This is a genomic window from Flavobacterium sp. GSA192 (genome assembly GCF_006386525.1).
GTDB lineage: Bacteria > Bacteroidota > Bacteroidia > Flavobacteriales > Flavobacteriaceae > Flavobacterium > Flavobacterium commune.
The window spans coordinates 639,722-659,135 of sequence record NZ_VAHC01000001.1; the positions used below are offsets into that span (position 1 = coordinate 639,722).

13 protein-coding genes are annotated in these 19,414 nt (G+C 34.5%); 11 read left to right on the forward strand and 2 right to left on the reverse strand.

Annotated features, from left to right (window positions below; translation table 11 throughout):
* Positions 1-148 precede the first annotated feature (148 nt).
* Together FDM27_RS02765 and FDM27_RS02770 are read left to right on the forward strand one after the other, a co-directional pair.
* Entirely contained in the window at positions 149-3,163 is a 3,015-nt protein-coding gene (locus FDM27_RS02765) for a tetratricopeptide repeat protein (RefSeq protein ID WP_140485090.1), read from the forward strand.
* A gap of 68 nt (positions 3,164-3,231) precedes the next feature.
* On the forward strand, positions 3,232-4,986 hold the full coding sequence (locus FDM27_RS02770; RefSeq protein ID WP_140485091.1) for a TonB-dependent receptor: 1,755 nt from the start codon (positions 3,232-3,234) through the stop codon (positions 4,984-4,986).
* 176 nt (positions 4,987-5,162) lie between these two features.
* Here the strand turns inward: FDM27_RS02770 and FDM27_RS02775 are convergent, their stop codons facing one another.
* On the reverse strand, positions 5,163-5,708 hold the full coding sequence (locus tag FDM27_RS02775) for a DUF2911 domain-containing protein (protein WP_140485092.1): 546 nt from the start codon (positions 5,706-5,708) through the stop codon (positions 5,163-5,165).
* A gap of 119 nt (positions 5,709-5,827) precedes the next feature.
* Between FDM27_RS02775 and FDM27_RS02780 the strand changes: the two genes are divergently transcribed.
* The 6 genes from FDM27_RS02780 to FDM27_RS02805 all read left to right on the forward strand — a co-directional run bounded on the left by FDM27_RS02780 (position 5,828) and on the right by FDM27_RS02805 (position 12,416).
* A complete protein-coding gene (locus tag FDM27_RS02780; RefSeq protein ID WP_140485093.1) occupies positions 5,828-6,277 on the forward strand; it encodes a hypothetical protein in 450 nt (149 codons plus the stop codon).
* 264 nt (positions 6,278-6,541) lie between these two features.
* Positions 6,542-6,811: a hypothetical protein gene (locus FDM27_RS02785; protein WP_071185226.1), complete on the forward strand. Its 270-nt coding sequence runs from the start codon at positions 6,542-6,544 to the stop codon at positions 6,809-6,811.
* A 1-nt stretch (position 6,812) separates the two neighbouring features.
* Positions 6,813-8,210: an amidase family protein gene (locus FDM27_RS02790; protein ID WP_140485094.1), complete on the forward strand. Its 1,398-nt coding sequence runs from the start codon at positions 6,813-6,815 to the stop codon at positions 8,208-8,210.
* Positions 8,210-11,539, forward strand: coding sequence for a bifunctional amidotransferase subunit GatB/aspartate--tRNA ligase AspS (gene gatB/aspS, locus FDM27_RS02795; protein ID WP_140485095.1), 3,330 nt, complete (start codon positions 8,210-8,212; stop codon positions 11,537-11,539). The genes FDM27_RS02790 and gatB/aspS overlap by 1 nt, the downstream gene beginning before the upstream one ends.
* A gap of 201 nt (positions 11,540-11,740) precedes the next feature.
* On the forward strand, positions 11,741-12,037 hold the full coding sequence (locus FDM27_RS02800; protein WP_071186352.1) for a type II toxin-antitoxin system HigB family toxin: 297 nt from the start codon (positions 11,741-11,743) through the stop codon (positions 12,035-12,037).
* A 10-nt stretch (positions 12,038-12,047) separates the two neighbouring features.
* Complete coding sequence (locus tag FDM27_RS02805; protein WP_071186354.1) at positions 12,048-12,416, forward strand: type II toxin-antitoxin system HigA family antitoxin; 369 nt, start codon at positions 12,048-12,050, stop codon at positions 12,414-12,416.
* A 142-nt stretch (positions 12,417-12,558) separates the two neighbouring features.
* Here the strand turns inward: FDM27_RS02805 and FDM27_RS02810 are convergent, their stop codons facing one another.
* The gene (locus FDM27_RS02810) at positions 12,559-13,017 is read right to left on the reverse strand and encodes an RNA methyltransferase (RefSeq protein ID WP_140485096.1); all 459 of its coding nucleotides are present in this window, start codon (positions 13,015-13,017) and stop codon (positions 12,559-12,561) included.
* A gap of 191 nt (positions 13,018-13,208) precedes the next feature.
* Between FDM27_RS02810 and gyrB the strand changes: the two genes are divergently transcribed.
* The 3 genes from gyrB (at position 13,209) to secDF (ending at position 19,371) form a co-directional block, all read left to right on the forward strand.
* Positions 13,209-15,149: a DNA topoisomerase (ATP-hydrolyzing) subunit B gene (gene gyrB / locus FDM27_RS02815; protein WP_071185230.1), complete on the forward strand. Its 1,941-nt coding sequence runs from the start codon at positions 13,209-13,211 to the stop codon at positions 15,147-15,149.
* Positions 15,150-15,241: 92 nt separating this feature from the next.
* On the forward strand, positions 15,242-16,177 hold the full coding sequence (mdh, locus tag FDM27_RS02820) for a malate dehydrogenase (RefSeq protein ID WP_071185231.1): 936 nt from the start codon (positions 15,242-15,244) through the stop codon (positions 16,175-16,177).
* Positions 16,178-16,401: 224 nt separating this feature from the next.
* Positions 16,402-19,371, forward strand: coding sequence for a protein translocase subunit SecDF (secDF, locus tag FDM27_RS02825; RefSeq protein WP_140485097.1), 2,970 nt, complete (start codon positions 16,402-16,404; stop codon positions 19,369-19,371).
* The last annotated feature ends 43 nt before the right edge of the window (positions 19,372-19,414 follow it).

Genomic DNA, 19,414 nt, shown 5'->3' on the forward strand with positions numbered 1-19,414 from the left:
GTGTAAAAGTAATTATCAATTATGAAATAGCAATATCAAAATACTGGTTTTTTGCGCTCTGTTAAAATATTTGTTCATAATAAAACTAATTAGGTACTCGTTATCAAATGTAGAATATGATATATTTGGATATTAAAATAAGATAAAAATGCGTAAATTTTCCAGGCTCTTTTTTTTGTTGGTTTTTGTTAAAACTACTTCGCTTTTAGCACAAAAAACTGCTGTATATACTAGTGATTTTAAGGATTATAATAAAGCGGTTGCTTTGTATAAAGACAATCAGTACGCTTCGGCTCAGTTTCTTTTTGAGAGAGTAAAATCAGAAGTAAAAAACGATGAAATCAAATCAGATTGTACTTATTATGATGCCAGTTGTGCTGTTCGGTTAGGACATGCTAATGCTGATGTCCTGATGGAATCGTTTTTAGAAAAATATCCAACAAGTTCTAAAACAAATCAGGCTTATGTAGAAGTAGCTCATTTTTATTTTAATCAAAAAAAATATTCAGAAGCACTAAAAAAGTTTGAACAAGTAGATGAAAGTCAGTTGAGTGCTAAGGACAAAGACCGATTTAATTTTCAAAAAGGGTATAGTTTATTTAGTTCTAATAACAAAAAAGAAGCAACTACTTACTTTAATAAGGTTTTGAAATCAGAAGTTTATGGTTCTCAGGCTAAATATTATTTAGGTTTTATGGCTTATGAAGGCAATAATTATCAGGAGGCCAATAAGTATTTTGACCAGGTAGCAACTGATGAAAAATTTGCTGAAAAACTTTCCTATTATCAGGCGGATATGAGTTTCAAGTCGGGAAATTTTGAAAAAGCAATTGCTTTAGGGCAAAAAGCGATGGCTAAATCGAATGAAGCAGAGCAATCGGAATTGAATAAAATTATTGGTGAAAGCTATTTTAATTTAAAAAAATACAACGAAGCTATTCCGTATTTAGTGGCTTACAAAGGTAAAAGAGGAAAGTGGAATAACACCGATTATTACCAATTGGGTTATGCTTATTACAAGAAAAACGACTTTGAAAATGCCATTGCCCAGTTCAATAAAATTATTGGCGGAAAAGATGGAGTGGCTCAGAATGCCTATTACCATTTAGGGGAAAGTTACCTGAAATTAGATAAAAAACCACAGGCTTTGAATGCTTTCAAAAATGCTTCCGAAATGGCTTTTGATGCAGCCATTCAGGAAGATGCCCATTTGAATTATGCTAAATTGAGTTATGAGTTAGGGAATTCCTATCAAAGTGTACCTGCTGTTTTGCTTGGTTTTATCAATAAATACCCCAATAATTCCAGTCGTCCGGTGGTGGAGAAATTATTGATTGATTCGTATATCTCTTCTAAAAATTACAAAGAAGCTTTGGTTTTACTGGAAAAAAACAAAATCCCGGAAAATAAATTGGCTTACCAAAAAGTAACTTTTTACAGAGGTCTGGAATTATATACCGATAGAAATTATGCAGCAGCTTCGCAAATGTTTCAAAAATCTTTAGCTAATACTATTGATGCTCAATTTACTGCCAGAGCTACTTTCTGGAAAGCTGAAACAGAGTATGTTTTAGAAGATTACAATAAATCCTTGTTGAGCTTCAAACAATTTGCAGCAATGTCATCAGCGGCAACAACTCCTGAGTATAAAAACAGCAGTTACAATATTGCGTATGCCTATTTTAAATTAAAAGAATACGATGCAGCCGGAGATGCTTTTCAAAGATTTATTGATAAGGTAAAAGATGATAAAACCAGAATAACCGATGCTTATTTGCGTTTAGCTGATTGTCGTTTTGTGACTACTAAATACTGGCCGGCTATGGATGCCTACAATAAAGTAATCGAACTTAAAAGTGTAGATGCTGATTATGCTTATTATCAAAAAGCAATTAGTTATGGTTTTGTGGCTAAAAATGACAAAAAAATTGAAGAGTTAAATTCGTTTTTACTGGCTTATCCTAAATCAAGCTATCGTGATGATGCGATGTTCGAATTAGCTAATACCTATGTGGCGACGAGCAAGCAGGATTCAGCTTTGAAAACCTATGATAAATTAATAAGCGAATACAAAAACAGTGCGTTTACATCCAGAGCTATTTTGCGTCAGGGATTAGTTTATTACAATTCCGATCGCAATTCTGAGGCTTTGATGAAATTCAAAAAAGTAGCTGCCGAGTATCCTAAAACTTCTGAAGCATTAGAGGCAGTTGCTACAGCAAGATTAATTTATGTAGATAGTGGAAAAGTAGCTGAGTATGCTGCCTGGGTGCGTACATTGGATTTTGTTGCTGTTACTGATGCTGATTTGGATAACGATACTTTTGAATCGGCTGTGAAACAATTTGAGCAAAATAATAATGCTCAGGCAATTTCAGGTTTTAGAGCTTATATCTCGAGTTTTCCAAACGGTATTCATGCTTTGAAAGCGAATTTTTATTTGGCGCAGGCCTATTATGCCGAAGGTCAAAAAGATAAAGCGATTCCTAACTACGAATATGTTGTTAATGAGCCAAGAAGCGAATTTACAGAGCAATCTCTATCAAGATTAGCACAAATTTTATTAGATAGCGGTGCAAAAGAAAGAGCTATTCCGGTATTGGCGCGTTTAGAAAATGAAGCTGATTTGTCTCAAAACAAAGTTTTTGCACAGTCTAATTTGATGAAATGTTATTATGAAAATAAGGATTATGCTAATGCGGTTGTTTATGCCGAAAAAGTGTTGAATAATCCAAAAATCGATGATAATGTAAAAAGTGATGGGCAAATTATCATTGCACGTTCGGCCATGCAAACTGGAGATGAATCGAAAGCGAAAGCAGCTTACGCCAAAGTATTGCTGATTGCTAAAGGAGAATTGGCAGCAGAGGCGTTGTATTATGATGCTTATTTTAAAAACAAAGAAGCTAAGTTTGAAGCTTCGAATACTGTGGTTCAAAAATTAGCCAAAAGTTATGCTGCTTATCGTTTTTACGGAGCCAAAGGTTTGATTCTTATGGCTAAAAACTTTTATGGTTTAAAAGATAGTTTTCAGGCAACCTACATTTTAGATAGCGTAATTCAGAATTTTTCTGACTTCCCGGATGTGGTTACTGAAGCACAAACGGAGCTAGCCCGAATTAAATCAGAAGAGTCTAAAACAAATTCTTCGATAGCTAATTAATTTAAAATATTGTCACACTGTCCCAAAGTTTCGGGCGTCGAAGTGCTTCACGTAAAAAAAAATAAAGTATGAAATTCATTTTCCAAAATAAAATAATATTAGGTCTGTTTGTGATGGTTTTCCAATTTTCTTTTGCCCAAAAGAAAAATGAAAGCATAGGTTCAGAAGAGGTAAATATTGTAAAATCCTATACGCCAACAATATCAGATGCGTCAAAAATTCAGGAATCTCCGGCTCTTGATGACGAGTCAAACACTAAAAAAGAAACGATTAAATATACTATTTTTTCGTTTCCGGTAGCTTCGACTTTTACTCCGGCCAAAGGAAAGGCTGAAGCAGTGGATAAAGAAGCCAAAGAAAAGTTTTTTAATAATTATGCTACTCTGGCAATTGGGAATTACGGAGCGTTGAATGCTGAGTTGTTTGTTAATCAGGAATTAGCAAAGAATGATTATGTAGGAGGGATGTTTCGTCATTTTTCTTCTCAGGGAGGTATTAATAATGTAAAATTAGACGATTGGTATTATGATACCGCTTTGGATATAACTTACGGAGCTAATTATGATAAAATGTCCTGGAATATTGATTTAGGGTATCAAAATCAAGTGTATAACTGGTATGGTTTGCCAATGGATTTTGGGAGTACATTAAGTGCTTCTGATAGAAATAATTTAATAGGAAGTATCGATTCTAAGCATGCATACAATGGAATTTTTTTAGGCGGAAAACTGGATTTTTCCGAAGGAGCTTTTAAAGAAATGGTAATGAAATTCAGTCATTTTACGGATAGTTTTGGTTCGGCCGAAAACCGATTTTATATTAAACCAAAGTTGCAATTTGATGTTGCTGATCAATTGGTAAAAACCGATATTATTGTGGATTATGTAGGAGGAACTTTCGATAAAAATTATGCGAATGACAATTTGGAAGCAATAAAATATGGTTTTACTAATTTAGGACTTTCGCCTAGTCTGAACATTCAGGAAAACGGTTGGGACGTAAAATTAGGAGCTTCATTATTTTATAGTATAGATAAAACAGGAGCCGATAATAAATTTTTAATATACCCAAATGTGAGCGTTTCTTATCCTGTTGTGGACAATTTGATGATTTTTTATGCAGGGGCAGAAGGAAGTTTAGAGCAAAACTCGTATATGGATTTTGTAAAAGAAAACCCGTTTTTATCTCCAACATTAGCCATTGCACCTATGGATAAACAGTATGATGTTTTTGCCGGTTTGAAGGGGAAATTAGCTTCCAGTGTGAGTTATAACATTCGTGGTTCTTATATTAACGAAAGAAATAAGGCTTTGTTTAGAAGTAATGATTATACTGAGAATAGTTCGAATGAAGATTATGCTTTTGGGAACTCATTTCAGGTGGTTTATGATGATGTAAGAACTTTTCGTTTTTCAGGAGATTTGAAAGCTGATTTTTCTGAAAATGTAAGTTTTGGAATTGGAGGAACTTTTAGCAGTTATAAAAATAGCGTTCAGCAAGAAGCGTGGAATTTGCCTGAAATAGAGTTGAATTCGGCTATTGATTTTAATATTACACCAAAATGGTATGCGGGAGCTAAACTGTTTTATGTTGGAGAAAGAAAAGATATGCAAACGAATATTGATTTAAATCCTGTGGGTACTCCTGTGAAATTAGGAAGCTATATAGATTTGAATTCGCATGTTGGTTACAAATACAATTCTCAGCTAACCGCATTTTTGAAGTTGAATAATATGACCAATAAGTCCTATCAAAAATGGATGAATTATCCTGTACAAGGTTTTCAGGTGATGCTGGGGGCGAATTATAAATTTGATTTTTAAGTTTTTTAGTTAACCACAAAGAGCACTAAGATTTTCGCTAAGTCCACAAAGTTTTAATCCTTTGTTTTTACTTTCGAAATCTTAGTGCTCTTTTTTTGTTAAAGACTTTTTACAGATTGTTTAAAAAAAAATTGTGGTCTCTGTGAAAACTTTGTGTCCTTTGTGGTAAAAAAATGTTATTCTGTAAAAGGAATCGCAATACGCATTTTGTCCCATCCAATGTTGAGAATCATACCTTTCTCAGCTGGAGTAAAAACCATTGAAAGAGCTTCCAGAGATTCTTCCGCCTGGGTTACAGGAACAACTAATCGGGCAATATCATTTTCGGCTTTATAGTTGTAAGCTCCCCAAACATTAACACTTTTATTAATGATAATGGTGTAGTTTTCTTGTTCAGGAATAGTGTATAATGAATAAGTTCCTGATTTGATTTTGGTTTTACCAAGCATAACATCTTTGTAAAAAGTGATCTCAGTTGCTTCGTTAGCGCCGGTTCTCCATACTTTTCCAGCAGGAGCCAATTCGCTTAACGTACGTCCTTTAAGTTGTGGACGGCTGTAAACAATTTTAGCTGATTTAACTGGGATTTTATTGTCGGCAGGAAATAAAGCTTGGTCTAATGGGCTTTTGTCTAAGCCAGGGAATTTTTGAGCTTGTACGTTGGTAGCTAGCATTAATAGTGAGCCAAAAGCAATTGCGGAAATGAATTTTAATTTTTTCATAGTAGATTTTAAAAAGAATAAGATTAATAAGATTCTTTACGAAGTTACAGAAAAAATGTTTTTTACACTTTAAAAAAAAGAACATCTTTGTAGTTTAAGAATTGTAGTACTTCAATAAAATGACTTTCAAACAAAAAATATATGATTATTATTGCCGATTAGTAGAAGATAGAATCGATGCTTTCCGGGATATGATTGCAGCTTTGACCGAGGATTCTAAAAATGATGCCAAAGGTTCCGCTGGTGATAAACACGAAACTGCTCTGTCGATGATGCATTTGGAACAGGAAAAATTCAATACGAAACTAAGAGAGGTTTTAGAGCAAAAAGCCGTTTTGGACAAAATTGATGCTTCGGTAATTGCAAAAACAATAGTCTTAGGGAGTTTGGTGAAAGCCAATGGAATTTATCTGTATCTGTCTTTGGCTTTGCCAAAAATAACTATTGACGGAATAAATGTGATTGCTTTGTCTCCACAATCGCCGTTGGGAAGTAAGTTAATGGGGAATTCGGTGGGTTTTACTTTTGAAATTAATGGAACGAACTATTTGATTGAGAGTGTTGAATAGATTCTAATCTAATTAGTTTTGATGATAATTTTTCGTCAGTTCGAGTGATTTTCGATAGAAAATCGTATCGTGAACAAGAAAAATTTCATTAAAAACGGTTCTCGATATATTTTTTGTTCCGTTTTACTGCATAAAAAATACTCGAACTGATGTACATCCAATGGTTTTTATACAATTGAAATCATTTAAAAAAATGGGATTCCCTAAAAAAAACTTTCGTAAATTCGCCAGCTTAAAAGTTTGACTTTAAAACGAATTAAAATTATGAGTAAAATAATGACAGTCGACATCTTGTCGAGTATTAAAGGAGCACAGCCTTCAGAGAGTGTGAACAAATTATTTGATGTAATCAAGAATGCACATCCATCAAATAATAATTCCTTGAATAATGTCAATCATAATTGTGTGTCTGTAAGTGATTTAAGAGAAGATGTTGTGATAGAGAGTTCGGCTATGGAAAAACAACTTATTTTAGAAAATTTCCCGAACAAAAAAAATGGTTTTTTAGTTGTTGCTAAAGTTATAGAAGGATAAAATGGATTCTCAGATAAAAAAAATACACCAACAATTGGTGTCAAAACAAATAACTTGTACGTCTTTAGTACAGGAAAAATTAGACTTACTTAAACAAAATACATACAACTCTGTAAATTCTTTATTGGATACTTTGGCCTTAGATTTAGCGGCTAAGGTGGATGCTAAAATTGCAAACGGGGAAACTATCGGTTTGCTGGAAGGTATTCCTTTCGGGATTAAAGATGTGTATATGGTACAAGGAACTTACACTACGGCAAGTTCTGAGTTGTTGAAAAATTATAAATCGCCTTACACGGCTACTGCTATTCAAAAATTATTGGATGCGGGTGCGATTCCATTGGTGAAAGAAAACTGCGACAGTTTTGGTCACGGTTCTTCTAGTGAAAACACGATTTTTGGAGCGGTAAAAAACGCAATTAATCCAGAATTGGTTGCCGGAGGTTCAAGTGGTGGTTCTGCGGTGAATGTTGCCAAGGATTATACTGTGTTTTCTATTGGTGGAGATACTGGAGGTTCGATTCGTCAGCCTGCCGGATACAATCATATTTATGGTTTTAAACCCACTTACGGAAGAATTTCAAGATACGGATTGATGGCTTATGCATCTTCTACAGATTGTGTTGGTCCATTGGCAAAGTCAATTGAAGATATTCGAATTGTGTTGAATGTAATGAGTGGAAAAGATCCAAAAGATCAAACTTCAATCACTTCATCAGAAATTAGTGAAGAAGCAATTGCAACTTCGTCTGTGAAAACTGTTGGTTATTTCAAAAACTTTATAGAAAGTGAAGCTATTGATGCTACTATAAAAGCTGATTTTTTAGCTAACATCGAAAAGATAAAAGCTAAAGGAATTGAAGTGAAAGAATTGGATTTCTTCAAATCGGATATTTTAGTTTCGACGTATTATACTTTGGCAATGGCGGAAACGGCTTCGAATTTATCTCGTTTAGACGGAACCAATTATGGAAACCGTATTGAAGGGGATAATTTGATTGACACCTATGCTGTAACGCGTTCTGAAAACTTTTCAGAAGAAACAAAACGAAGAATTGTAGGTGGAAATCAGGTGTTATCACAAGGTTTTTCAGATGAAATATATTTAAAAGGATTGGCTGTAAGAGATCAGATTTCTGAAAATTTCAGTAAGGATTTTGAAGAGGTGGATATTATTTTATCGCCGGTTACACCAAGTACACCTCCTAAAATTGGAGACAGTTTAAAAGATCCTTTGGCTATGTATTTGTCGGATGCCTATACGGTTGGTTTTAGTTTAGGGCAATTGCCAACTTTAACTGTGCCACAAGGGACAAGTACTGGATTGCAAATTACTGCAGCAAAAAATAATGATGAATTAGTGTTGAAGTTTGCAAACTTCTTAAAAGATACAATATAATGGAATTGGAACAATTAACGGCGGCTTTAAAAGCCCACGATTTAGAATTGGTAATCGGACTGGAAACTCATGTTCGATTGAATACCAAAACCAAGTTGTTTTGTTCTTGTCCAAATCAAGAAATAGAAACACCTAATCAAAATATATGTTCGGTTTGTACCGGACAAATGGGCGTTTTGCCAGCCATAAATAAAGAAGCGATTACTAAAGCCATTTATTTTGGTAAAGCGGTCAATTCGACATTTAGTAATGAAGTGATTTCCTGGGATAGAAAGCATTACGAATATCCGGATAACCCGAAAAATATTCAGATAACGCAATTTCATAATCCAATAATTCCTGACGGACAGGTTTCTTGTTATAGAAACGACGGTTCTCAATTTACAGTAAATTTGACGCAGGTTCATATTGAAGAAGATGCGGCAAAATTGATGCACGAAAAGAAAATTTCGTTGGTCGATTTTAATAAAGCGGGAGTTCCGTTGATTGAAATTGTTACGGAGCCTTGTGTTCGTAATATTGAAGACGCTTCGACTTATGCGCAATACATTCAGCGTATTGTTCAAAATTTAGGAATTTCTGAAGCGAATTTGGAGAAAGGAGAATTCAAATCAGATGTTTCAGTTTCTTTACGCAAAATAAATTCGGATGTTTTAAACCCAAGAACAGAAATCAAAAACTTGAATTCGTTTAAGTTTATGGTCGAAGCTTTGAAAGAAGAAGTTGAGAAGCAGTTTAATTATTTTATCGAAAATAAAGAATTTAGACCTGATCAAACGACTGTGTTATGGGATGCTGATTTAAAGCAAACCAAAACCATGCGTAAAAAAGAATTCGAAGCGGATTACCGTTTTATTTCGGAACCGGATTTACCTTTCGTAAACATTAAAGCAGAGATTGAAGCGATTACAGTAGATACAAGTGCATTGCCTTATGCTGTTGAATCTATTTTGATTAACGGAGGTGTTTTGCCTCAGGATGCTAAATTTTTCACGGCAGATGCGTTGCGTTCCAGAACATTTGTGACTTTAAATAACGAAATTAAAGATCCATCGTTTGTTGCTAAAACTTTAGCAAATAATATCAAGGCTGAAGATTATGATAAGATTCATAATATTGAACATTTGATAACCATTTTTGTTTTGTTTAAAGCTGAAAAAATTACGGCTGTTTTAGTTCAAAATGCGATTGCAGGATATCTAAAAGATCAAAATTTCGATTACAATAAATATTTTGCAGATAATACCATTTCTGAAGATAAAATTCAGGAAGTAATTGCAACGGTTATTTCAGAAAATGAAGCTGTAGCCAATGATATAAAAGCGGGTGACCAAGGAAAAGCAGGTATTTTAGTTGGTAAAGTTTTAGGTGTTATTGGAAAAGGAGCGAATGGAAAAGTAATTCGTCAGATTATATTAGACAAATTAGGTGCTGCTGCTGTTTTGGAGAAAAAAGAAGCGCAGGAAAAAGTTTCTAAAGAAGCAATTGCTGAATCTAAAGAAGTTCAAGAAGAAGCACTTCCTGAAATTCCTATTGTTGTAAAAGATACCTACAGAACTCATAAGATTTCACAATTATCAGAGGCAAATATCGGCGAAGAGGTGATGTTGTCAGGCTGGGTAGCGAGTGTTCGTGACCACGGTGAATTGATGTTTATTGATTTGCGTGATTCAAGTTATGAGATTTTCCAGGTTAATATCAGTAGAGAAACTTTTCCTAATATCGACGAGTTAGTGAAATTGAAACCGGAATCGGTAATTTCGGTAAAAGGTATTGTAGTAGGACGTAATGAAGATGATTATAATGCAGGATTGCGTACGGGTAAAATTGAATTGGAAACTTCGGTTTTAGAAATTTTAAATTTATCTAAAACATTGCCTTTCGAAATTAAGAGAGCTGCAAAAACTAACGAAGCAACCCGTTTTCAATATAAGTTTCTGGATCACAGAAATGATGAGGTACGTCGTGCGATTGTAAATCGTCATAAGGTAATTAAGTTAATTCGTGACATCTTAGATGAGGAAGAGTTCTTAGAAATTGAAACACCAATTCTAAGTGCAGGAACCGATGAAGGAGCACGTGAATTTATTGTTCCTACACGTAAACAAGCTGGTTTGTTTTACACCTTGCCACAAGCGCCACAGCAGTTCAAGCAAATGTTGATGGTAAGTGGTTATGAGAAATATTTTCAGGTAGCGCGTTGTTTTAGAGATGAGGATTCTCGTGGAGATCGTCAGCCAGAATTTACGCAATTGGATATGGAGTTGGCTTATGCCAGCATGCAGCAGATTATCGATTTGAACACGAAATTGTTCAATGAAGTAGTTAAAAAAGTATACGGTAACAAATGGATTTTACGTCCGTTTGAAGTGATTACCTATAAAGATGCGATGGATTTCTATGGCTGTGACAGACCTGATTTGCGTTACGGCCTAAAAATGCAAGATATTACGGCTATCGTAAAAGATACTACTTTCCAAGTATTCAGTAAACCGATTGAAGAAGGCGGAATTGTAAAATGTATCAAGGTTTCGGCTCAGGAGCAAGGAAATAAGCGTATGTCTAAAGGTCAAATCGAAGCTTTAACTGCTATTGCTCAACAACACGGTTTAGGTGGATTGGCATATATTATTGTTAATGAAGAGGAGTTGCAATCGCCAATTATTAAGTTCTTAGGTGAAGAAATTGCAGCAGGAATCATAAAAGCTACGGATGCTCAGGTTGGGGATATTGTGTTCTTCTCAGCAGCAGATTATGCTACGGCTAATAAAGCTTTAGATGCTGTTCGTCAGGAATTGGGTAGAATGTTGCATTTGATTAATCCTAAGGAATTACGTCCAGCCTGGGTAGTTGATTTTCCAATGTTTGAAAAAACAGATGAAGGAAGATGGACATTTACGCACAATCCGTTCTCGATGCCGGCTATTTATGATTTGGAAAAACACATGAATGGTAAGGAAGAAGAAATTGGAACTATCATTGCGCAGCAATACGATATAATCTTAAACGGTTACGAAATTGGTGGAGGTTCTGTTCGTGCACATAAATCGGAGATTCTGGAAGCGACTTATAGAAATATGGGTTACAACAAAGAAGAAATGATTAAGAGTGTAGGAACGATGTATAAAGCCTTCCAATACGGTGCGCCACCACACGGAGGAATTGCCTGGGGAATTGACCGTTTAATGATGATTTTAGAGAAAAAAGCATCTATTCGTGAAGTTATGGCTTTCCCGAAAACAGGAACTAGTGAAGATTTGTTATTTGGGGCACCATCGCTTTTATCAGATAAAAAGGTAGAAGAAATGAATGTGAGAATTATTAAATAAAAATATCAAAAATCAATTTCAATGATTAATTGAGTTGATTGAAATGATTCAATTTTCAAATTTCCAAAACGACATTTTAAATGCTTGTTTTGGAAATTTTGTTTTTTTATGAAAAATGGTGTTTGGGGTAAATTCTATTTATCAACACAAAGGTTCGTGTATCAAGAACTTTTTATGTATCTTTGTGTAGTTTTGAGAGATATGAAAAGAATAATTGCGAAAAAGACTTTGAAAGATTTCTGGGAAAATCATGCAGATGCCGAGCAGTATCTAAAAACATGGTATGAAACAGCAAAAAATTCAAATTGGAAATCACCTAATGATGTTAAGCAAACTTTTATTAATGCGAGTGTCTTAAAAGATGGGAGGATTGTTTTTAATATAAAAGGAAATTCTTATCGACTGATTGTAAAATTTAATTTTGAAAGACAATGGGCATTTATTCGATTTGTGGGAACTCATGCTGAGTATGATAAAATAAATGCCGACACAATTTAAAAGTAGAATTATGAAAATTACACCTATTAAAACAGAAAAAGATTACTTAGAAGCACTTGAAAGATTGGAGGTGATTTTTGATGCTGCGCCAAATTCAGTTGAAGGCGATGAGGCTGAAATTTTGTCGATGTTGATAGATAATTATGAAAATCAATTCTTTTCTATTGATGCACCTGATCCAATTGAAGCTATTAAAATCAGAATGGAAGAAATGAATATTAGGCAAAAAGATCTGGTTGGGATAATTGGTGGAAAAAGTAGTGTTTCTGAGGTTTTGAACAAGAAAAAAAAACTAACTGTTGATATGATTCGGGAGCTTGAAAGGGTTTTAAATATTTCAGCTTCAGTATTAGTTGGTAGTTATCAATTAAAACCCTAGTTTGATTTTAATCACAATATCAAAAATCAATTTCAATGGCAATGCTAATTGCAAATTGAAAATAATAAATTTCCAAAACAGCATTTTTTAATGTTTGTTTTGGGAATTTGTTTTTTAGGGCTTTTTTTTAATTGCAATTGAATCAGGACCTCGGTTTATTAAGCCCTCTGTCGTACATGACAATGCTTCCTGCTACTGATACATTCAAACTTTTTTCAGATTTGAATTTAATTAGATGATGGCATTTTGCAATTGCTTTTTTAGATAAACCATTGTCTTCGGCGCCTAATAAGTAAACACATCGCCTAGGGTGTTCAAATGTTTCCAAATCGGCTGCTCGTTCGTCAAGTTCGACTCCTACTAAGCGTGCGCCTTTGGGTAAGTTTTGGTAAAAATCTTCAAAGGTTTCGTAGTGAAAATAAGGCATTGATTTTACGGCATTTTCTGTGTCGCAAGCCTGTTTGGCGTATCTGTTTCCTATTGTGAAAATATAACTTGCTCCCAGGTTTTGGGCAGTTCTCCATAAAACGCCTAAGTTTTCAGGGGTTTTACCATTCTGTATTCCTATTCCGAAAAATTCGGTTGTAAAATTATCGCTCATGGCGCAAAAATACGAACAGTTGGTAGTATTGCCAAGTTTTTAATTTATGCTGAAAAAAATAGCTGTTTGTTGTTGAAATCTTCTTATTTTGTTGATAACTTAAGGCTGTTGAAGGCTATTTTTAACGGTATATAAATTGCGTTTTTATATATTTGCGTGTTATACAAAAAAATACATTTAGAATAGAACATATGAGCGAAGAAATTAAGAACAATTATTCAGCGGATAGTATTCAGGCATTAGAAGGAATGGAGCATGTAAGAATGCGTCCTTCCATGTATATAGGTGATGTTGGGGTTCGTGGACTTCATCACTTGGTTTATGAGGTTGTTGATAACTCCATTGATGAAGCAATGGGTGGTCATTGTGATGCCATAAGTGTAGCGATAAATGAAGATGGTTCTATTACAGTTGAAGATAATGGACGTGGTATTCCGGTAGGAATTCATAAAAAAGAAGGAGTTTCGGCGCTTGAGGTTGTAATGACTAAAATTGGAGCCGGAGGTAAATTTGATAAAGATTCGTATAAGGTTTCCGGAGGATTGCACGGTGTTGGAGTTTCTTGTGTGAACGCTTTGTCGAATCACTTAATTGCCACGGTTCATAGTAGTGATGGAAAAGTTTATCAGCAGGAGTATGAAAGAGGAAAAGCACTTTATCCGGTAAAGCAAATTGGTGATACTGATAAAAGAGGTACGATTGTTACTTTTTATCCTGATCCGACTATTTTTCAGCAAACTATCGAGTTTTCTTATGATACTTTGTCAGCTCGTATGCGTGAGTTGGCCTACCTGAATAAAGGAATTACAATTAATTTTTGCGATAAAAGAGAATTAGACAAAGATGGAAATCCTGTGGGTGAAGTATTTCATTCTCAGGAAGGATTAAAAGAATATATTCGTTATTTAGATGGAAATCGTGAGCCAATTATTGGTCATGTGATTTCAATGGATAATCAAAAAGCAGAGATTCCGGTTGAGGTTGCATTGATTTATAATACGAGTTACTCTGAGAATATCTTCTCTTATGTAAATAATATTAATACTCACGAAGGAGGAACGCATTTGCAAGGTTTCAGAATGGGATTAACCCGTTCTCTTAAGAAATATGCTGACGCTTCCGGTATGTTGGATAAATTAAAATTTGATATTTCCGGGGATGATTTCCGTGAGGGATTGACGGCTATTATTTCGGTAAAAGTAGCTGAACCTCAATTTGAGGGGCAAACAAAAACCAAACTTGGAAACAGAGAAGTGGTTTCTCCAGTAAGTCAGGCGGTGAGTGAGATGGTGGAAACTTATTTGGAAGAAAATCCAAATGATGCTAAAATCATAGTTCAAAAAGTAATTCTTGCAGCTCAGGCTCGTCATGCGGCTAAAAAAGCGCGTGAAATGGTACAGCGCAAAACCGTGATGGGTGGTGGTGGATTGCCAGGAAAATTATCCGACTGTTCGGAGCAGGATCCTGCAAAATGTGAAGTGTATCTTGTCGAGGGAGATTCGGCGGGTGGAACTGCTAAACAAGGTCGTGATAGAAATTTTCAGGCTATTTTGCCATTGCGTGGTAAAATTTTGAATGTGGAAAAAGCAATGCATCACAAAGTTTTTGAAAACGAAGAGATTCGAAATATTTTTACCGCTCTTGGTGTAACTGTTGGTACCGAAGAGGATAGTAAGGCTTTGAATATTTCGAAACTGCGTTACCATAAAGTAATCATCATGTGTGATGCCGATGTCGATGGAAGTCATATTTCTACTTTGATTTTGACATTCTTCTTCCGTTTTATGAAAGAATTAATCGAGGAAGGTCACGTATATATTGCGGCTCCGCCTTTGTATTTGGTTAAAAAAGGAAACAAAAAAGAGTACGCATGGAATGATGTTCAACGTGATCAGGCTAACGAAAGAATGGGTGGAAGTGCAGCTATTCAACGTTATAAAGGTCTTGGAGAGATGAACGCAGAGCAGTTGTGGGAAACGACTATGGATCCAAATTTCAGAACTTTACGTCAGGTAACAATTGAGAGTTTAGCCGAGGCTGATCGTGTTTTCTCTATGTTAATGGGTGATGAAGTTCCGCCACGTAGAGAATTTATCGAGAAAAATGCAGTTTACGCTAATATTGATGCGTAAAAAATAGTTTATTCGGTGGTTATTTTAAGCAATAAATTGTAGATTAGCGGGAGTTAACCAATTTTTTACTTAACCCGAATAAACATTAAAATATGAAAGTTACTATTGTAGGAGCAGGAAACGTAGGAGCAACCTGTGCAGATGTTATTTCTTATAGAGGAATTGCCAGTGAAGTAGTATTGTTAGATATCAAAGAAGGTTTTGCCGAAGGGAAAGCTTTGGATATTATGCAATGTGCTACAGATACAGGATTTAATACCCGAGTGATAGGAGTTACCAATGATTATTCAAAAACTGCCAACAGTGATGTGGTGGTGGTGACTTCAGGGATTCCCAGAAAACCGGGGATGACTCGCGAGGAATTGATAGGAATTAATGCTGGAATAGTAAAATCGGTAGTTGAAAATATTTTAAAATATTCTCCGGATACTATAATTGTTATGGTTTCGAATCCAATGGATACAATGACTTATTTGGCGTTGAAATCTACTGGTTTGCCAAAAAACAGGATTATTGGAATGGGAGGAATTTTAGATAGTTCTCGTTTTAGAACCTATTTATCTTTGGCTTTAGATAAGCCGGCAAATGATGTATCGGGGATGGTTATTGGAGGTCATGGTGATACCACGATGATTCCGTTAACGCGTTTGGCTTCTTATAATGGAATTCCTGTTTCACAGTTTCTGTCAGAAGAGGTGTTGCAAAAAGTAGCTGCTGACACCATGGTAGGAGGGGCAACGCTTACAGGACTTTTGGGAACATCAGCCTGGTATGCGCCTGGAGCTTCGGTAGCTTTTTTGGTTGATAGTATTTTGAATGATCAAAAAAGAATGATTGCTTGTTCTGTTTATGTTGAAGGTGAGTATGGTCAGAGTGATATTTGTATCGGAGTGCCTTGTATCATTGGAAAAAATGGAGTAGAAGAGATTTTGGATATTCAATTAAATGATAAGGAAAAAGCATTGTTTGCAAAAAGTGCTGATGCAGTTAGAGCAATGAATGATGCTTTGAAGACTATTTTAGCTTAAGTTTTTTTCACATATAAAGTGAAGACTGCAATTTTGCAGTCTTTTTTTTGAGATTAATTCATAAATAAATTGGTTAATCATAACCAGAATTATATATTTGCTCGGTTTAAAAAATGACCGTTGGCTTTTGAAGTTTTTTAGATTAGAATAAATAAAAGCTAAAGTATTGTTTATAAGAGGTTAACACAAAATAATAAATTTAAAATAATTAATTTTTAGTAATAATGCAGAATAAAGGACTTATTAAATTTTTCGCAATTCTATTTGCATTGGTAAGTATTTACCAACTCACATTCACTTTTGTGGCCAATAATGTCAAAAGTGAAGCCAAGGCTTTTGCAGGAGATAATCCTGATAAAGAGTTAAAGTATTTAGATTCTATTAGTAAAGAAAGTGTGTTGAATCTTGGTTTTACTGAATTCACTTATGATGAAGTAAAAAACAAGCAACTTAATAAAGGTCTTGACTTAGAAGGAGGAATCAATGTGATTCTTCAAATTTCTATTAAAGATGTTTTAAAAGGATTATCTAATAATTCTAAAAATCCTGTATTTAATAAGTCATTAGCTGATGCAACTGCAAATTTAGAAGGAAATAAAACGTATTTAAATAAGTTTTTTGAAGCTTTTGAAGCTAATTCAAAAGGAAGCGTAAAATTAGCTTCGCCAGACATTTTTGCAAACAGATCTTTGCAAGGAGAAGGTGGTGTTGATTTTCAAATGACAGACGCTCAAGTTCAAAAAGTAATCAAAAGAAAAGTTGATGAATCAATCGAAAGTGCTTTTAAAGTGCTAAGAGAGCGTATCGACAAATTTGGTGTTACACAACCTAATATCCAAAAATTAGGAGAAACGGGAAGAATTCTTGTAGAACTTCCGGGGGCTAAAGATGTAGATAGGATTAAAAAATTATTAGGTGGAAAAGCACAACTTGAGTTTTGGGAAACTTATAAAGTTGAAGAAATTGGAAATTTCTTAATGGCTGCTAATGAGGCATTGAAAAAGACTGAAATTGCTAAAGTTGAGAAAAAAGCAGTAGTTAAGGATTCATTAAGCGCCTTATTGACCGATACTAAAGATTCAACAGAGACTAAAAAAGGAAATAATCCACTATTTGATAAGATGTTATCTCAAAGTGGAGGAGGTTTAGGTTTCTATGCTCCAAAAGATACTGCTGTAATCAATGGTTATTTAAAAAGAGCCGACATTAAAGTTTTGTTGTCTCCGGATCAACGTTATGCTAAATTTGTTTGGGGAAAAGCTACTAAATTAAAAGATGCTAAAGAAAAAGAAGTAGAAGCAGTTGAACTGTATGCTTTAAGAGGAAACAGAGACAATACTCCAGCTATGCTTGGTGCTGTGGTTACTGATGCAAAAGATACTTTTGACCAATTCGGTAAACCGGCAGTTTCTATGCAAATGAGTCCGCAAGGAGCTAAAGCTTGGGAGGAATTAACTGGTAGAGCTTATACTCAAAAAACAAATATTGCCATTGTTTTGGATAACGTTGTATATTCTGCACCGGGAGTTTCCAGTGGTCCTATTTCAGGTGGAAGATCTGAAATTACAGGTTCATTTGATATTACTGAAACTCAGGATTTAGCCAATGTATTAAATGCTGGTAAATTACCTGCTTCTGCTGATATTATTCAGTCAACAGTTGTAGGACCATCCTTAGGACAGGCTTCTATTGATGCTGGTATGCTGTCTTCAATTGTTGGATTCTTATTGGTGTGTATATGGATGGTGTTCTATTATGGCAGAGCAGGTTGGTATGCAAACCTTGCTTTATTATTGAACTTATTGTTCTTATTCGGAATTATGGCAAGTTTTGGTTTTGTATTAACATTACCGGGAATTGCAGGTATTGTATTAACATTGGGTACTGCTGTTGATGCTAACATTATTATCTATGAAAGAGCAAAAGAAGAATTGCGTGATGGTAAATCTTTACTGGAAGCAGTAACTTCATCTTACGGATGGCACGGAGCAATGCGTTCTATTATTGATGCTAATGTTACACACGTTTTGACTGGAGCGATTTTGTTTATTTTTGGAACAGGACCAATCAAAGGTTTTGCTTTAACATTACTTATTGGTATTGTAACATCTTTGTTTACGTCTATTTTTATTGCCCGAATTTTTATTGATAAAAATATTGTTGGAAAGGCTAATTTAACTTTCTGTACAAATATTACTAAAAATTGGTTTACTAATTTTAACTACGATTTTATCAAGATTAAGAAAATCACTTATATCTTCTCTTCAATTGTAGTAATTGTGAGTTTGGTTTCCATTTTCTTCGGTAACGGATTGGATCAAGGGGTTGACTTTGTAGGGGGAAGAACTTTTCAGGTTAAATTTGAAAAACCAGTAGATGCAGTTGTGATTTCAGAAGAATTATCTACAGCTTTTGGAACTCCGGTAGAAGCTAAGGTTTTAGGAGATGAAGATCAGTTGAAAATTACAACTAAATACAAAATCAAAGAAGATGGTATTGCTGTTGATAAGGAAGTAAATGAGAAGTTATATGCCGCTTTAGCTAAGTATTATCCAAATACTTCTTATGATAAATTTATCAATACTTTTGATGGTAAAAAAGTAGGAGTTTTACAAGCGTCTAAAGTTGGAGCTTCAATCTCTGAAGATATTAAAACAAATTCTTACTGGGCGGTATTAGGAGCATTAGCTGTTATTTTCTTATACTTAATGATTTCATTCCGTAAATGGCAATATTCATTAGGTGCTATTGCTGCTGTAGCGCATGACGTAATCTTTGTATTAGGAATTTACTCTTTATGTTATAAATTTATGCCTTTCCACATGGAAATGGATCAGCACTTCATAGCGGCTATTTTGACTGTTATTGGTTATTCGATGAATGATACAGTAATTGTATTTGATAGAATTAGAGAGTTTATACTAGGAAAACGTAAAGGAAGTTTTGAAGATATTGTAAATGCTTCTATTAATACTACTTTGTCAAGAACCTTAAATACTTCATTGACAATGATTATTGTATTATTGACAATGTTTCTTTTTGGTGGTGAATCTATCAGAGGATTTATTTTTGCAATGCTAATAGGTATTATTGTAGGAACTTATTCTTCATTGTTCATTGCTACTCCGGTACTAGTGGATACTATTTCCAGAGAAGAGAAAACTACTGTTGAAAAGCAACACGAAGCAGCCTAATTTGCTTGCTATTATATAATTGAGACCCGGCTTTTTAGTTGGG